13 protein-coding genes are annotated in these 13,198 nt (G+C 70.3%); 8 read left to right on the forward strand and 5 right to left on the reverse strand.

The window, feature by feature from the left end; translation table 11 throughout:
• The first annotated feature begins 13 nt into the window (after positions 1–13).
• A complete protein-coding gene (locus AAFF41_RS45130) occupies positions 14–790 on the forward strand; it encodes an SDR family NAD(P)-dependent oxidoreductase (protein ID WP_319752267.1) in 777 nt (258 codons plus the stop codon).
• Here AAFF41_RS45130 and AAFF41_RS45135 read toward each other — a convergent pair.
• A complete protein-coding gene (locus AAFF41_RS45135) occupies positions 756–2,174 on the reverse strand; it encodes a pyridoxal phosphate-dependent decarboxylase family protein (protein WP_343325896.1) in 1,419 nt (472 codons plus the stop codon). The two genes, AAFF41_RS45130 and AAFF41_RS45135, sit on opposite strands and share 35 nt — an antisense overlap.
• 181 nt (positions 2,175–2,355) lie before the next feature.
• On the opposite strand from AAFF41_RS45135, the gene AAFF41_RS45140 reads away from it, so the two are divergent.
• A complete protein-coding gene (locus AAFF41_RS45140) occupies positions 2,356–3,051 on the forward strand; it encodes a L,D-transpeptidase family protein (RefSeq protein ID WP_060896594.1) in 696 nt (231 codons plus the stop codon).
• Positions 3,052–3,076: 25 nt separating this feature from the next.
• On the opposite strand, the gene AAFF41_RS45145 is transcribed toward AAFF41_RS45140, so the two are convergent.
• Positions 3,077–4,279 carry a Gfo/Idh/MocA family protein gene (locus AAFF41_RS45145; RefSeq protein WP_319752269.1) on the reverse strand — a complete coding sequence of 401 codons (1,203 nt, stop codon included), beginning with the start codon at positions 4,277–4,279 and terminating at the stop codon, positions 3,077–3,079.
• Between the two features lie 184 nt (positions 4,280–4,463).
• Between AAFF41_RS45145 and AAFF41_RS45150 the strand changes: the two genes are divergently transcribed.
• Complete coding sequence (locus AAFF41_RS45150; RefSeq protein WP_343325897.1) at positions 4,464–5,636, forward strand: ROK family protein; 1,173 nt, start codon at positions 4,464–4,466, stop codon at positions 5,634–5,636.
• A gap of 103 nt (positions 5,637–5,739) precedes the next feature.
• A complete protein-coding gene (locus AAFF41_RS45155; RefSeq protein ID WP_060896602.1) occupies positions 5,740–5,928 on the forward strand; it encodes a hypothetical protein in 189 nt (62 codons plus the stop codon).
• A gap of 89 nt (positions 5,929–6,017) precedes the next feature.
• Here AAFF41_RS45155 and AAFF41_RS45160 read toward each other — a convergent pair whose 3' ends face one another.
• Together AAFF41_RS45160 and AAFF41_RS45165 are read right to left on the reverse strand one after the other, a co-directional pair.
• The gene (locus AAFF41_RS45160) at positions 6,018–7,400 is read right to left on the reverse strand and encodes a S1 family peptidase (RefSeq protein ID WP_343325898.1); all 1,383 of its coding nucleotides are present in this window, start codon (positions 7,398–7,400) and stop codon (positions 6,018–6,020) included.
• A 115-nt stretch (positions 7,401–7,515) separates the two neighbouring features.
• Positions 7,516–8,346, reverse strand: coding sequence for an SAM-dependent methyltransferase (locus AAFF41_RS45165; protein WP_319752272.1), 831 nt, complete (start codon positions 8,344–8,346; stop codon positions 7,516–7,518).
• Between the two features lie 136 nt (positions 8,347–8,482).
• Here AAFF41_RS45165 and AAFF41_RS45170 point away from each other — a divergent pair, with 136 nt between their 5' ends.
• Complete coding sequence (locus tag AAFF41_RS45170; RefSeq protein WP_343325899.1) at positions 8,483–9,244, forward strand: type 1 glutamine amidotransferase domain-containing protein; 762 nt, start codon at positions 8,483–8,485, stop codon at positions 9,242–9,244.
• Between the two features lie 15 nt (positions 9,245–9,259).
• Here the strand turns inward: AAFF41_RS45170 and AAFF41_RS45175 are convergent, their stop codons facing one another.
• The gene (locus AAFF41_RS45175; protein ID WP_319752274.1) at positions 9,260–10,606 is read right to left on the reverse strand and encodes an NAD(P)/FAD-dependent oxidoreductase; all 1,347 of its coding nucleotides are present in this window, start codon (positions 10,604–10,606) and stop codon (positions 9,260–9,262) included.
• 230 nt (positions 10,607–10,836) lie between these two features.
• On the opposite strand from AAFF41_RS45175, the gene AAFF41_RS45180 reads away from it, so the two are divergent.
• From AAFF41_RS45180 to AAFF41_RS45190, 3 genes are all read left to right on the forward strand, one after another.
• Positions 10,837–11,475, forward strand: a complete 639-nt coding sequence (locus AAFF41_RS45180; protein WP_319752275.1) for an HAD family acid phosphatase — start codon at positions 10,837–10,839, stop codon at positions 11,473–11,475.
• 44 nt (positions 11,476–11,519) lie between these two features.
• Complete coding sequence (locus AAFF41_RS45185) at positions 11,520–11,906, forward strand: PPOX class F420-dependent oxidoreductase (RefSeq protein ID WP_099919007.1); 387 nt, start codon at positions 11,520–11,522, stop codon at positions 11,904–11,906.
• Between the two features lie 318 nt (positions 11,907–12,224).
• Entirely contained in the window at positions 12,225–13,175 is a 951-nt protein-coding gene (locus tag AAFF41_RS45190; protein ID WP_319752276.1) for an SDR family NAD(P)-dependent oxidoreductase, read from the forward strand.
• Positions 13,176–13,198 lie beyond the last annotated feature (23 nt).

Consider the following 13,198-nt stretch of genomic DNA (forward strand, 5'->3'; position numbering starts at 1 on the left):
CACGGTATCTGTCATGAGGCGCTTTGAAGGATACGGAGTTCTGATCACGGGCGCGGCCCGCGGCATCGGCGCGGCCACCGCCCGCCGGCTGGCCGAGGAGGGCGCCCGGGTGCTCGTCACGGACGTCGACCCGGCCGAGGCGGAGAAGACGGCCGCCTCGATCCGGGAACTGGGGGCGAGAGCCGAGGAGTTGGCGTGTGACGTGGGGAACCGCGCGGCGGTGGAGGCGGCTGTCGCGTACGCCGTGGGCTCCTTCGGCTCGCTCGACGTCCTGGTCAACAACGCGTACGGGTGCTCTCCCGACGCGCCGCTCTTCGAGGACGAGCCGGACGAGGTGTGGGCCCGTGACCTCGACCTCACCCTGACCGGCGCGTACCGCTGCAGCCGCGCCGCCCTTCCGCACCTGGTGGCCTCGGGCCGGGGCGCCATCGTCAACATCGGTTCGGTGAACGGCATCCAGGACTTCGGCAACCATGCCTACAGCGCGGCCAAGGCCGGCCTCATGTCCCTCACCCGCACCCTCGCGGGGCACGCGGCGCCCCGTGGTGTGCGGGTCAACCTGGTCGCGCCGGGCACGGTCCGCACCCCGGCGTGGGAGGGCCGCGACGACGATCTCGCCCAGGCGTCGGGGATCCATCCCCTCGGACGGGTCGGCGAACCGGACGACATCGCGGCCGCCGTCGCCTTCCTCGCCTCCCGGGACGCGGCATGGATCACTGGGACCACGCTGTGCGTGGACGGCGGTCTCACCGCGGTCAACACGGCTTTCCGGAGCGCGGTGAGGCCGTGAGGGCGGCCGACCGCAGGGCGGAGAACACCCTCTCGGTGTCGGCCTCGGTCGTACGCCAGTTGCTGAAGGCGGCCCGCAGCCCCTGGGTCCCCGCGTACACGGTCGGCGTCACGTAGGCCTCGCCCGAGGCCTCGACCGCCGCCGCCAGCGCGTGCACCCGCTCCCGCGGGGGCTCGTCCGCGAGGGTGAAGCAGACGACGTTGAGCCGGACGGGCGCCAGGAGCCGCAACTCCGGTACGTCCGCGATGCGTTGGCCCAGCAGCCGGGCGAGCGCGATGTTCCGCTCGACGATCTCGCGATGCCCTTCGCGCCCGTACGCCATCAGCGAGAACCACGCCGGGAGCGCCCGCAGCCGGCGCGAGTTCTCCGGTGTGAGGTGCAGGAAGTCGGGGTCGGCGGTCGGCAGGCCCAGGTACGGGGACTCGTTGTGGAAGACCCGGACCTGGAGGTCCCGGCGGCGTGTGAACTGCACGGCCGCGTCGTAGGGGACGTTGAGCCACTTGTGCAGGTCGACACAGACGGAGTCGGCCGCGTCGAGCCCGTCGACGAGATGGGCGTACGACGGTGACAGGGCGGCGAAGCCGCCGAACGCCGCGTCCACATGCAGCCAGAAGTCGTACCGTTCCTTGAGCGCGGCGACCGCCCGCAGATCGTCGAAGTCGACGGTGTTCACGGTTCCGGCGTTCGCCACGACGACCGCCGGGCGCCCGTCCAGCGCATCGAGGGCGGCGGCCAGCCGTTCGACGTCGACGGCCTCACGGTTCCCGGGCAGCGCCGGCACCCTGTGCAGCCGGTCCCGGCCGATGCCGAGCACCGACAGCGCCTTGGTGACGCTGGAGTGCGGGAAGCCGGACAGGACGTCGACCGGTCCGAGCGCGGCGGCGCCCTCCCGTGACACGCACACGCCCAGCCGCTCGCCGAGCCACTCCCGCGCGATCGCCAGACCGACCGTGTTCGAGACGCTCGCGCCGGTCACGAACGCCCCGCTGTGCGCCTCGCCCAGTCCGAACAGCTCGCGCAGCCAGCCCACCGTCTCCCGCTCCAGCGCGCTCGCCGACGATCCGGCGCCACCGGACACGTTCTGGTCGTACGCGCCGGTCAGCCAGTCGCCCGTGAGCGAGGCGGGCGTCGCGCCGCCGGTGACGAAACCGAGGTAGCGGGGCCCCGCGGAACCGGAGAATCCGGGCGCCCAGCGCTCGGCGAACCGGCTCAGCGCCCCCTGCGCGCCGTGCCCCTCGGCGGGCAGGGGCTCGGGGTCGGGCACCTTGCCGGGGTGGGCGACGGGACGCCCGTCGAGCCCGTCCACCTCCCCGGCGGCGAAGTCACGGGCGGACTGCAGGACCTCGGGAAGCCGGGAGAGATCGTCGGCGAGTGTGCGGTGCATGGCGGCAGCGTAGATCGGGCGCCGCACCCGGAGCCTGGTCCAATCCGGGGTGACTGGACTGCTCCCGATGTCACCGTTTCGTCGCAGACCGGACAGCCGTACAACGCCTGCGCCCCGACGCGGGTCTAGCAGGCGGAGAACAAGGGAAACACCCGGAAACACGCAGACAGAGAGGCCTGACATGGGGGACATACGCAGACGGGGAGCCGTCGCTCTGGGCATCACCGGACTGGTCGCGCCGCTGACGCTCGCGTTGGGCACGGCGCCCGCGCAGGCCGCGAGCTGCACGACACAGACCGGCCCGTACCAGAAGCAGGTGGAGAAGTTCCTCGGCCGACCGGTCGACGGCCGGCAGTCCACCGCCGACTGCAAGGCGATCCAGGCCTTCCAGACCAAGCACGGCATCACCCCGAACGCGGGCTACGCCGGGTCCGTCACCTGGGGCGTGATGGACCTGATGAACAAGCAGAAGGCCGTCGGCAACAAGCCCAACAAGGACGGGAAGTGTCCCGTCAACAAGGGCCGCATCGCCTGCGTCAACCTGACGCTCCAGCTCAGCTGGATCCAGGACGGCAGCAGGCTCGTCTACGGTCCGGTGCCGGTCCGCACGGGACGCGACGGGTACGAGACCCGCACCGGTCTGAAGAAGATCTACTGGCGGGACATCGACCACGTCTCGAACATCTACAACGTGCCCATGCCCTACAGCCAGTTCTTCGACGGCGGCCAGGCCTTCCACTCGGTCGGCCTGAGCATGTGGAACCCGCCCGGCTCGCACGGGTGCGTCAACATGACCACGACCACCGCCAAGAAGTACTGGTCGCTGCTGAAGACCGGCGACGACGTCTTCGTGTACGGCCGCAAGCCGGGCACCTGACGGCACCCGGCCCCGCCCGGGGACCTCACGCCCCGGGCGCGTCCCCGAAGTCCGGGATCTCCAGCCTGACCCCACCCTGCCGCGCGGACTCGTGCGCGACGATGCCCGGCAGGGTGTAGCGGGCCGCGACCCACGCGTTCACCGACGGCAGCGTCCGGGTGTTGACCGCGGTCACGAAGTCGTCCACCAGGAAGTGGTGGCTGCCCTCGTGCCCGTTGTGCAGGTGGTCGAACTCCCGGGGGAGCCGCGCCCGGTCGTGCACGGGCGCCGACCCGGACGTGAACGCGGCCCGCAGAGCCGGCGCGATGTGCTGGAGCGAGGGATCGTCCGGCGCCAGCGTCGACTTGGGCTCGAGGAGTTCCGTGATGTCCCGCACCCCCTTCTTGTCCTGCCAGAAGCTCACCGTGGCGAGCTGTTCCATGCTGGCGTCGGTCCCGAAGAACCGGAAGCGGGACTCCCGGATGTGCGAGGGATATCCGACCCGCCGGAACTCGTTCGTACGGAACGAGCCGCCGCCCGCCACCTCGAACAGCGCCGTCGCGTTGGAGAAGTCATTGCCGAACTGGCTGACCTCCTTGTCGAACACCCCGTCCCCGCGCTCGTCGCGCACTCCGATGGCCGACACGCTCACCGCGTGCGTCCGCCAGGCGCCGAGCACCCCGCCCACCGAGTGCGTCGGGTACAGGAGCGGGGGATAGCTGGCGGTCGCCTTCCAGTTCTCGCCACCGCTGTACTGGTACGCCTCGTAGAACCCGAGATCCATGTCGTGGACGTAGTCGCCCTCGGCGTAGAACAGCCGCCCGAAGGCGCCCTCGGCGATCTGGTTGCGGGCGTGGACCGTCGCCGGGTTGTACTGGCTGGTCTCGCCCATCATGTACGTCAGTCCGGTCGCCCGTACCGCGTCGACGATCGCGGCGATCTCGTCCCGGGTGATGGCCATCGGCACCGCGGAGTACACGTGCTTGCCCGCCCGGAGTCCCTGGAGCACCAGCGGCCCGTGGGTCCAGCGCTGGGTGAAGATCGCGACGGCGTCCACCGCCTTCGACTCCAGCATCGCCTCGTACGAGGGGAAGGTGCCCGACAGCCCTTCAGTGGCCGCCAGTTCCTCCGCCCGCTCGGGGAGCAGATCGGTGACGTGGACCTCGGCGACGCCGGGGTGGGCGAGGAACAGCTTCGCGAACTGGCCGGAGAACTGGCCGGCGCCGACGATGCCGAGAGAGAACGTCATCTGAGCAACATCCTTCACTGGTGGAGACTTCACGGGTCGGGCTCGTCCTGGCCTCATTTACTTTTGATGCGGAACAATCAACGCGTCAAGAGTCCTGTACGCATCTTTTCCGGCGAACTGTCGCGCCATAGAGTGATGTCATTAATTCCGAGGCGAAATAAAATCTTGTGGGAGTTCGACCCTCATGACCACACATGCCGCCGCCGGCTGGCTGCCGCTGAGTACGGGTGAGCGTGCGGTGGCGATCGAGGTGCTCGTGCACGGGCCGCTGTCGCGCAGCGAGATCGCGCGCCGCCTGAACCTGTCGGCGGGCAGCCTCACCCGGCTGACCAAACCGCTGATCGAGTCCGGCCTGCTGATCGACGCCGCCGAGTCGGGGGAGGGGGAGAGTGCGGAGGTACGGCAGGGGCGTCCCTCGCAGCCCCTGGACATCGTCGCGGAGTCCCGCTCCTTCATCGGATTCAAGATCACCGAAGACATGGTCTACGGCGTCGTCACCACCCTGCGCAGCGACGTCGTGGCGCGTCACGACCGCCCGCTCACCACCCACGCCCCGGCCGAAGTCGCCGACCTGCTGGCGGAGATGACCGAGGAACTCACCCGGTCCTTTCCCGCGCCGGCCGGAATCGGCATCGGAGTCGGCGGCCGGGTCGAGAAACGATCGGTCGTCGCCGAGTCGGCCTTCCTCGGCTGGACGGACGTCGCGCTGGCCGAACTCGTCGCATCGCGCACCGGGTTGGCGGTGGTCGTCGAGAACGACGTCGCCGCCCTCGTGGAGGCCGAGACCTGGTTCGGCGCCGGTCGTGGACTCGACCGCTTCGTGGTCCTCACCATCGGCGCCGGCATCGGCTACGGCCTCGTCCTCGGCGGCAGCCGGGTCGCCTCCGTCGAGGACGGGCGGGGCGTGGGCCGCCGCTGGATCGTGAACCCGTACGGCCCCCTCACCCCCGAAGGGGAACGCGGCAGCGCCATCTCCCTGCTGACCATCCCCAGCATCCGCTACCAGGTCGGTGCCGCCACCGGCGAGGACCTGACTTATGAGGAGATCCTCGTCCGTGCCGCGGCGGGTGACCCGGTGCCGGCCCGCGTCCTCGACGAGGCGGCCCGCGCGCTCGGCACCCTCGTCGCACAGATCGCCAACTTCGTCATGCCGCAGAAGATCCTGCTCGCCGGAGAGGGCGTCGGACTCGTCGACGTGGCGGGCCCGATGGTCGAGGAGACGATCCTCACACACCGCCACCCGCAGGCCGATCCGGTCCATCTGGAGACGAAGGTCTCCGACTTCCACGACTGGGCGCGCGGGGCCGCGGTGCTGGCCATTCAGGTGCTGGTGCTGGGGGCGGGGGAGAGACGGTGAGCAGGTGCGGGGGGTGATCCCACGTCGGACGAGTGATCAGGTTCACGGTCCGTATTGTCGTAAGGTGTACCTTTACTCACAGCGCCTTCACGCCAAGGCCCGTATGCTTCACACCATGTCCACCACTCCTGAAACCGACTCCGTGCGGTCCGCCGCCGATGTCAACGAGGAGATCCGGGCCCTGTGGTTCCGGGCCGGTGGGACGCTGAGCATGGAGGAGCGGCGGGAGTACCAGCGGCTCGTCCTGGAGTGGGCGGAAGCCGCCCCCCAGTCGCCCACCCAGGCGGCGTGAACCCGCTCGGCCGCCCAGCGGGCCCGTGACGAACGGGGCGTGACTCCTCGTTGAGTCTCCGCCCCGTCCCCTCGTCCGCCGTCCCGGCCTCAGCCCCAACTCTGCGAGTACTGCCGCCGGTAGCGGTTGCGATCCTGTTCCGTACGGATGTACCGCGTGGCGACCAGCGCGATGATGCTGCCGGCGATGACCAGCAGCCCCGGACCGATGTTCTGCGGGTCGGTGAGGCGGGTGAGGAGCGGCTCGGAGGCGCCCGACCCGACCGCCTGGACGGAGCCGGGCGCGGCGGATCCCGGCACGACGGCCGCACCCTGCGAGGAGGCGGGCGCGGGGGAGGATTGGGCGGTGGCTCCCGCCGCGCCCTGGGCGGCCGCTCCCGGTCCGGTCAGTTTCACCCCGAGCGCCGTGAGCGCCTTGGTGATCGGCTGGAAGAACGTCGTACCGCCCGCGGTGCAGTCGCCGTTGCCCCCCGAGGTCACACCGAGCGCGATGCCCTCCGAGAACAACGGACCGCCGCTGTCGCCCGGTTCGGCGCACACGTTGGTCTCGATCAGACCGGTCACGGTGCCCTCGGGGTAGTTGACCGTCGCGTTGAGCGCCTTCACCTCACCGTCGTGGAGTCCACTGGTGCTGCCGCTGCGGAAGACCCGCTGGCCGACCGTCGGATCGGCGGCGCCGATGATCTGGACGCCCTTGCCGCCCCCGATCGACACGATGTTGTTCCCGGTGTCGTTCTGGCCGTTGTTGTACTGGATGAGGGAGAAGTCGCTGCCGGGGAACGCCGTGGTGACCGTCTGCCCCAGCTGCTTGGCGCCCTGGTTGTCACCGAACCAGACGGACCCGGCCGGCCCGCAGTGCCCGGCCGTCAGGATGAACTCGTTGCGTCCGTTGGTCACGTTGTAGCCCGCCGAACAGCGACCGCCGGTCGAGAACATCGGCAGGGCGGCGTTGAGCCGTGTGGTGAACGTGCCCTCCGTCCGCTCCATGCGGACCGAACTGCCCATGCTCGCGGCGAGCTTCTTCATCCGGGACCAGTCGGAGGCGGACACGGTGCGGTCGGCCTGCACCACCACCTCGTTGTGGACGTAGTCCATGGCCCAGGCGGTGCCCGCGACCCGTGGCGCCACCTTCAGCGCCTTCGTCACGGACTTGAGGTCCTCCATGCTGTGGCTCACGACCTTGGGGCGGGCGCCCGCCTTCTTCACCTCGGCCGCCGCGGCCGAGTCGGTCACCGCGACCACGGGGCGCCCGTCGGCGGCGATCCAACTGCCCGCCGTACGCGAGGTGCCGAGGGTCGACACCAGCCCCGCGCCCTTGCCCGCGGCGGCCAGGGTGGCGCTCTGGGGGGCACGTGACGCGGCGGACGGCTCGCTCGCCATGGCGTGCGTCACCATCAACCCTCCGCAGAGGACCCCGCCGACGGCCGCGAGTCGCGTCCCTCGTCGGACGATCCGTCGTCGTGCGTGCCTCATGCATGGGCTCCCGAAGCCGTACGGTGCGGCGTCGACGCCGCCGGGGCTCCGGTCGTGAGCCCTCCTTCCATACGTGCGCCCGTGCCCTCGCGTTCACCCCCGGCCGTTCTCCGGTTCAGGGTTTGTGGCCCACCCCGCCGAACATGGCCACTTCCGCCGGTTCGTCCCCGTCCGTCGGCTGCGGACGCCAGCGTGAACAGGAGACGACACCGGGCTCCAGGAGATCGAGACCGTCGAAGAACCGGGCGACCGCCTCGGGGGTGCGCTGGGTGATCCAGGGGGTGCCGTGCTGGTTCCAGTAGGAGACGGCGGCGTCCACGTCAGGCATCGCCGGGCTGGTGATCGTGTGCGAGAGGACCAGATGGCTCCCCGACGGCAGACCCTCCAGCAGCCGGCGCACGATGTCGTACGCCTCCGCGTCGTCGCCGATGAAGATGACGACCCCGAGCAGCATCAGCCCGACCGGCTCGCTCAGGTCCAGTGTCCTCGCGGCGCGTTCGAGGATGGCGTCCACATTGCGCAGGTCCTCGTCGAGGTGGTCGGTGCGGCCCTCGGGGGCACTGGTGAGCAGGGCGCGGGCGTGCGCCAGGACCAGCGGGTCGTTGTCGACGTAGACGATCCGGGCGTCCGGTGCGAGTCGCTGCGCCACCTCGTGCGTGTTGTCCGCGGTCGGCAGGCCGGTGCCTATGTCGAGGAACTGGCGTATTCCGCATTCGGTGACCAGATGGCGTACGGCGCGTCCCAGGAACAGCCGGTCCGCCCGCGCGTAGTCGCCGATGCCCGGGTGCAGTTGGCGGATCCGCTCCCCGGCCGCCCGGTCGACCTCGTAGTAGTCGCCGCCGCCGAGCCAGTAGTTCCAGATCCGGGCCGTGTGCGGGCGGGTCGTGATGATCCGGCTGAGCACCCCCTCGGCGGGAAGTTCCGAGGCGGCCGGGTTCTCGGGCACGGAATCAGCTCCTGGGCATTTCCTGTGATGACGCGTCAACGGCAATGTAGGCGTGAACAAGCCATCCGAAAAGGGAAGTTGTCACTCTCCTGCCGGCCGTACCGGCGGCAGACCCGGGGCCTGCCATGATGGGCGCATGCGTGTGCTGATGCCGGTCCCCGACCGCGACTTCGACGTCACCGAAGTGGCCGTTCCCTGGCGGATCCTCACCGATGCGGGGCACGAGGTGGTGCTCGCCACCGAGCGCGCGGGCACCCGGCCGGCGGCGGACCCACGGCTGCTGACGGGGGTGCTCTTCGGACAACTGGGCGCCGCCGAGGAGCCCCGGCGGTTCTACGAGCAGCTCACGAAGTCACCGGAGTTCACCACCACCGTCTCCTGGGCCGAGGTCGACATCGAGCAGTACGACGGCCTGTTGCTGCCCGGCGGACACGCACCCGGCATGCGGCAGTACCTCGGCTCGACGGCGCTTCACCAGCAGATCGCCCGCTTCTGGGCCCTCGGACGGCCCGTCGGCGCGATCTGCCACGGCGTCCTGGTGCTCGCCCGCGCCCGCGACCTCACCACCGGCCGGAGCCTCCTGGCCGACCGGCGCACGACCTGCCTGCCCGCATACATGGAACGCACGGCCTACTTCACCACCGCCTGGCGCCTCGGCCGCTACTACCGCACCTATCCCGCGTACGTCGAGGACGAGGTCAGGGCGGCCCTCGCCGATCCGGGAACGCAGTTCGTACGCGGCCCCCGCACCCTGACCCGGCGCGGCACCGCCACCGACGACTCGGACGCGTTCGTCGTCGAGGACGGCCGCTATCTCTCGGCCCGCTGGCCGGGTGACGCCTACCTCTTCGCCCGCCGTTACCTCGCCCTCCTGAACAGCCCCGCGTCGGCGGCGTGATCCTCTGGGCAGGCCCTAACGGCTCAGGCGGGCGGCGACCTGCTCCGGTGTCAGATACCTGTCGGTGTGCTCGAATTCCCGCAGGGTCCCCTTCCGGTCGGCGAGGAAGCCGGTGCGCACGAAGTCGTCGCCCGCGACCGCGTTGAGGAACCAGTTGGCGGCCGTACGGAACCGGGCCGAGCCCGTGCGCAGCGCGTACAGGTGGTATCCACGGGCCACGACCTGTGCGGGCACTCCCTTGAGAGCGATACCGAGCGGCTTGGACACCGCGTCGTGGCCGCCGAGGTCGACGACCAGGCCGAGGTCCTTGTGCTTGTACGGCGCCGTGGGCTGCCCCCGCAGCAGCGCCGACAGGTTCTTCGCCGCGTGCCGGCCCTGTCGGGCGGCGTGCTGGGCGGTCGGCGGACAGTAGGAACCGTCGGCCCTGGCCAGGTCGGGTACGGCGGCCGCGTCGCCCAGCGCGAACACCCCGTCCAGACCGGGCACCTTGAAGTCCGTCTCGGTGAGGACCCGGCCGCGTACGGTCTCCGCGCCCAGCGAGTCGACCAGCGGATTCGCCGCGACGCCTGCCGTCCACACCAGTGTCCGTGACGGCAGTACCCGGCCGTCCGTGAGGGTGATCTTGCCCTCCGTGACCGAGGCGACGGTCGTCTTGAGGGAGATCTCCACACCGCGCTCGCTCAGCAGACGCAACGCACTCGCGCCGAGCTTGTCACCGAGCTCCGGGAGCAGCTTGGGGGCGACGTCCACCAGGTGCCACTTGATGAGCCCGGGATCCAGGCGCGGGTGGTAGCGCTTCGACGCCGCGGTGGTCAGGCGCTGCAGACAGGCCGCGGTCTCGGCGCCCGCGTATCCGCCGCCGACCACGACGAACTGCAGTCGCGCCGCCCGCTCGTCCTCGTCCGAGGTGGCCGCGGCCAGGTCGAGTTGGGCGATCACATGGTCACGCAGATACACCGCCTGGGCGAGCGTCTTCATCCCGCGCGCCTCGTCGAGGAGACCGGGGATGTCGAAGGTGCGGGTCACGCTGCCCGGCGTGAGCAGCAGGTAGTCGTACGACAGATCGACGAACTCCCCCGTGATCTTGCGTACGACGCACCTCTTGGACGCGGGATCCACGCCGATCACCCCGCCGGGCAGGAACGTCGTGCGGCGCAGGATCCGGCGCAGCGAGGGGGCCACGGACTGCGGGGTGACGACACCGGCGGCGACGTGCGGCAGCAGTGGCAGATAGAGCTGGTAGTCGGTGGGGCTGACCAGGGTGATCCGGGCGTCACCCGGCTGAAGGGCGTGCTCGAGTCCGCGTGCGCACTCGACCCCGGCGAACCCGCCGCCGACGATCACGATGTTAGGTGCGTCCATCCCAGCTACCTCTCTCCGTGTGTCAGACATCGTGGCCCGCCACCCGTCAGCCCAGGCTCACACGGGATGGCACCAAGTGCCACCCCGAGTCGGAGGGGAGGGCGGCGGCCACGAGTTCTTCTACCGATCAGTAACTTCGTCTTCCCTTCTTGTACATCCTTAGGCACGATCATCTGTCCAGCGGCGACGGTCGAGGCACCTCGCCGCTCCGACATGAAAAGGGGACGAGCATGACAGGACGCGGTGTGGGGCGCCGGATCGGCGCGGTCTCGGTGGTCGTGGCGCTGGGCATCGGGGGGACGGTCACCGCTGCGGGGACCGCGGCCGCGGCTCCGGCCCAGACGGCGGTGAGCGCGACGGCGACGACGGCCGCGGTCGACTACGCCACCTGGCAGAGCGACGTCAAGGCGGTCATCGACCAGGCACGGCCCTACGTGGAGCAGCGCACCGCGAACGCCGCCGGGCAGAAGCTGGCCCTCGTGTTCGACATCGACAACACCACGTTGGAGACGGACTTCCACCCGTGGTACGAACTGCCGACCCCGGCGGTCAAGCCCTCGCTCGACCTCGCCCGCTACGCGCGCTCCCGCGGCGTCGACATCTTCTTCATCAGCGCACGTCCGGGCATCATCTCCTCCTTGACGGAGTGGAACCTGACGAGCGTCGGCTACCCGGTCTCCGGTCTCTACACGCGCGACCTGCCCGATCTGTTCGACGAGGTCAGCACCTACAAGACCAGCAAGCGCGCGGAGATCGAGTCGCGGGGCTACACCATCATCGCCAACGTCGGCAACAACGACTCCGACCTCGTCGGCGGTCACGCCGAGCGCACGTTCAAGCTGCCGGACTACAACGGCCAGCTGTCCTGAACGGGCGGCGTGGACTCCCGGTCGTGACTGCTTAGACTCCCCGCATGGACGAGACGAAACTGGACGCGCTCGCTTCAAGCAAGTTCCTGCTGATCACGAGCTACCGCAAGAACGGTACGGGGGTGGCGACGCCCGTGTGGGTGGTCCGGGACGGTGCGGCGCTCGGCGCCTGGACCAGCGCGGACTCCTGGAAGGTGAAGCGGATCCGCAACCGGGCCGACGTCCTGGTGGGTCCGTGCGACGTGCGCGGCAATCCGACCGGCGAGCAGGTTCCCGCCACGGCGGAGATCCTCGACCCGGCCGCCACCGCGCGCTACCGTCGGCTGATCGCCGGAAAGTACGGCATCCTCGGCCGTCTCACCCTCTTCGGCAGCCGTCTGCGGCGGGGCACGGACGGCACGGTCGGGATTCGCATCTCCCTGACCACGTGAGGAGGGGGTGAGAGCCCGGCGCCGGCCGGGCCCTCACCCCCTCCTGTCCGTGTCACGGTCATGCCTCGGGACAACTCATCTGTACGGGCGGGAAGTCCATGGAGAACTTCGGCCCCTCGTCCGAGCCGTAGTTCCGGTCCCAGGACAGGATGTGGTTGCTGTCCGGAAAGAAGTGGTTGTCCGTGGTGCAGGGCGACGTCGAGCTTGGGTGGGGTTGTCGGGGGCCTGTCGGGGTTGTCGGTGACCTGTAGGTGATCTGTCAGCCGCTGTTGCGACTTTGGAGCCGTCCCGTCGTACTCAGCACCAGGAGCCTGCCTCATGTCGTCCATGTCTCGTACCCGGCCGTGGGATGTCCGTCGACTGCCGCGCGCCGACGGCAGCACCTTCCTGATCACCGGCGGCAACGCGGGCATCGGGTATTTCGTCGCCGAGCAGCTCGCCGGGACCGGGGCCACCGTCGTCCTGGGCAGCCGGGATCCGGCGAGGGCCGAAGCCGCCATGGGGTCGATCCGATCCCGCGTCCGTGGTGCGCGGCTGCGCCGTCTCCGGCTGGACCTCGCCGATCTGGCATCGCTCAGGACCTCGGTGGACCTGCTGGAGACGGAGTGCCTCGACGCGGTGGTCTGCAACGCCGGAGTGGCGCTGGACGAGCCGCCGCGACGGTGGACCGGGGACGGCAACGAGCTGATGTTCGGGACCAACCACCTCGGGCACTTCGCGCTGACCCGGTGGCTGGCGCCGCTGCTGTCGGCCGCACCGGCGGCCCGCGTCGTGACGGTCGGCAGTTTCGCGGCGCGGTCCGAGCGGCTGGACCTGGACGATCCGCAGTCCGGCAGGGACTACCGGCCGAAGCGCACCTACGGGCGTTCGAAGCTGGCGCAGATGACCTTCGGATTCGAGCTCGACCGCCGTCTGCGGGCGGCAGGCAGCCCGGTGCTGAGTGTGGTGGCTCATCCCGGCGGCGCACTGGACTCCCTGACCCCTTCCCGACCGCCGGTGCGCGTGCGCGGTACCGGTGAACGGCTGCGGGGCCTGCCTGCCGGCCTCCTCGTTCAGGGCAAGGAGGCCGGTGCCTGGCCCGTGGTGCGGGCCGTCCTCGACCCCGGGGTGGACGGAGGACAGTTGTGGGGGCCGACGGTCTTCGGCCTGCGCGGCGAACCGCGGCTCGAACCTGTCCGGGACCACTTCGCCGATGCCCGGGTCGCGGCTCGGCTGTGGGACCTCAGCCGCGACCTGACGGGCGTGGAGCCGAGTTTCGAGTCGCGGTAGATCCACACGAGGGGGACGATCCG

Origin of the sequence: Streptomyces mirabilis (genome assembly GCF_039503195.1) — a bacterium.
Lineage (GTDB): Bacteria > Actinomycetota > Actinomycetes > Streptomycetales > Streptomycetaceae > Streptomyces > Streptomyces mirabilis_D.

Bases quoted from the DNA above. Each gene is read 5' to 3' on its own strand.
- AAFF41_RS45180 (WP_319752275.1), top strand. From the start codon at position 10,837: ATGACAGGACGCGGTGTGGGGCGCCGGATCGGCGCGGTCTCGGTGGTC.
- AAFF41_RS45160 (WP_343325898.1), bottom strand. From the start codon at position 7,400: ATGAGGCACGCACGACGACGGATCGTCCGACGAGGGACGCGACTCGCG.
- AAFF41_RS45135 (WP_343325896.1), bottom strand. From the start codon at position 2,174: ATGCACCGCACACTCGCCGACGATCTCTCCCGGCTTCCCGAGGTCCTG.
- AAFF41_RS45190 (WP_319752276.1), top strand. From the start codon at position 12,225: ATGTCGTCCATGTCTCGTACCCGGCCGTGGGATGTCCGTCGACTGCCG.
- AAFF41_RS45130 (WP_319752267.1), top strand. From the start codon at position 14: ATGAGGCGCTTTGAAGGATACGGAGTTCTGATCACGGGCGCGGCCCGC.
- AAFF41_RS45145 (WP_319752269.1), bottom strand. From the start codon at position 4,279: ATGACGTTCTCTCTCGGCATCGTCGGCGCCGGCCAGTTCTCCGGCCAG.
- AAFF41_RS45170 (WP_343325899.1), top strand. From the start codon at position 8,483: ATGCGTGTGCTGATGCCGGTCCCCGACCGCGACTTCGACGTCACCGAA.
- AAFF41_RS45175 (WP_319752274.1), bottom strand. From the start codon at position 10,606: ATGGACGCACCTAACATCGTGATCGTCGGCGGCGGGTTCGCCGGGGTC.
- AAFF41_RS45155 (WP_060896602.1), top strand. From the start codon at position 5,740: ATGCTTCACACCATGTCCACCACTCCTGAAACCGACTCCGTGCGGTCC.
- AAFF41_RS45185 (WP_099919007.1), top strand. From the start codon at position 11,520: ATGGACGAGACGAAACTGGACGCGCTCGCTTCAAGCAAGTTCCTGCTG.
- AAFF41_RS45150 (WP_343325897.1), top strand. From the start codon at position 4,464: ATGACCACACATGCCGCCGCCGGCTGGCTGCCGCTGAGTACGGGTGAG.
- AAFF41_RS45140 (WP_060896594.1), top strand. From the start codon at position 2,356: ATGGGGGACATACGCAGACGGGGAGCCGTCGCTCTGGGCATCACCGGA.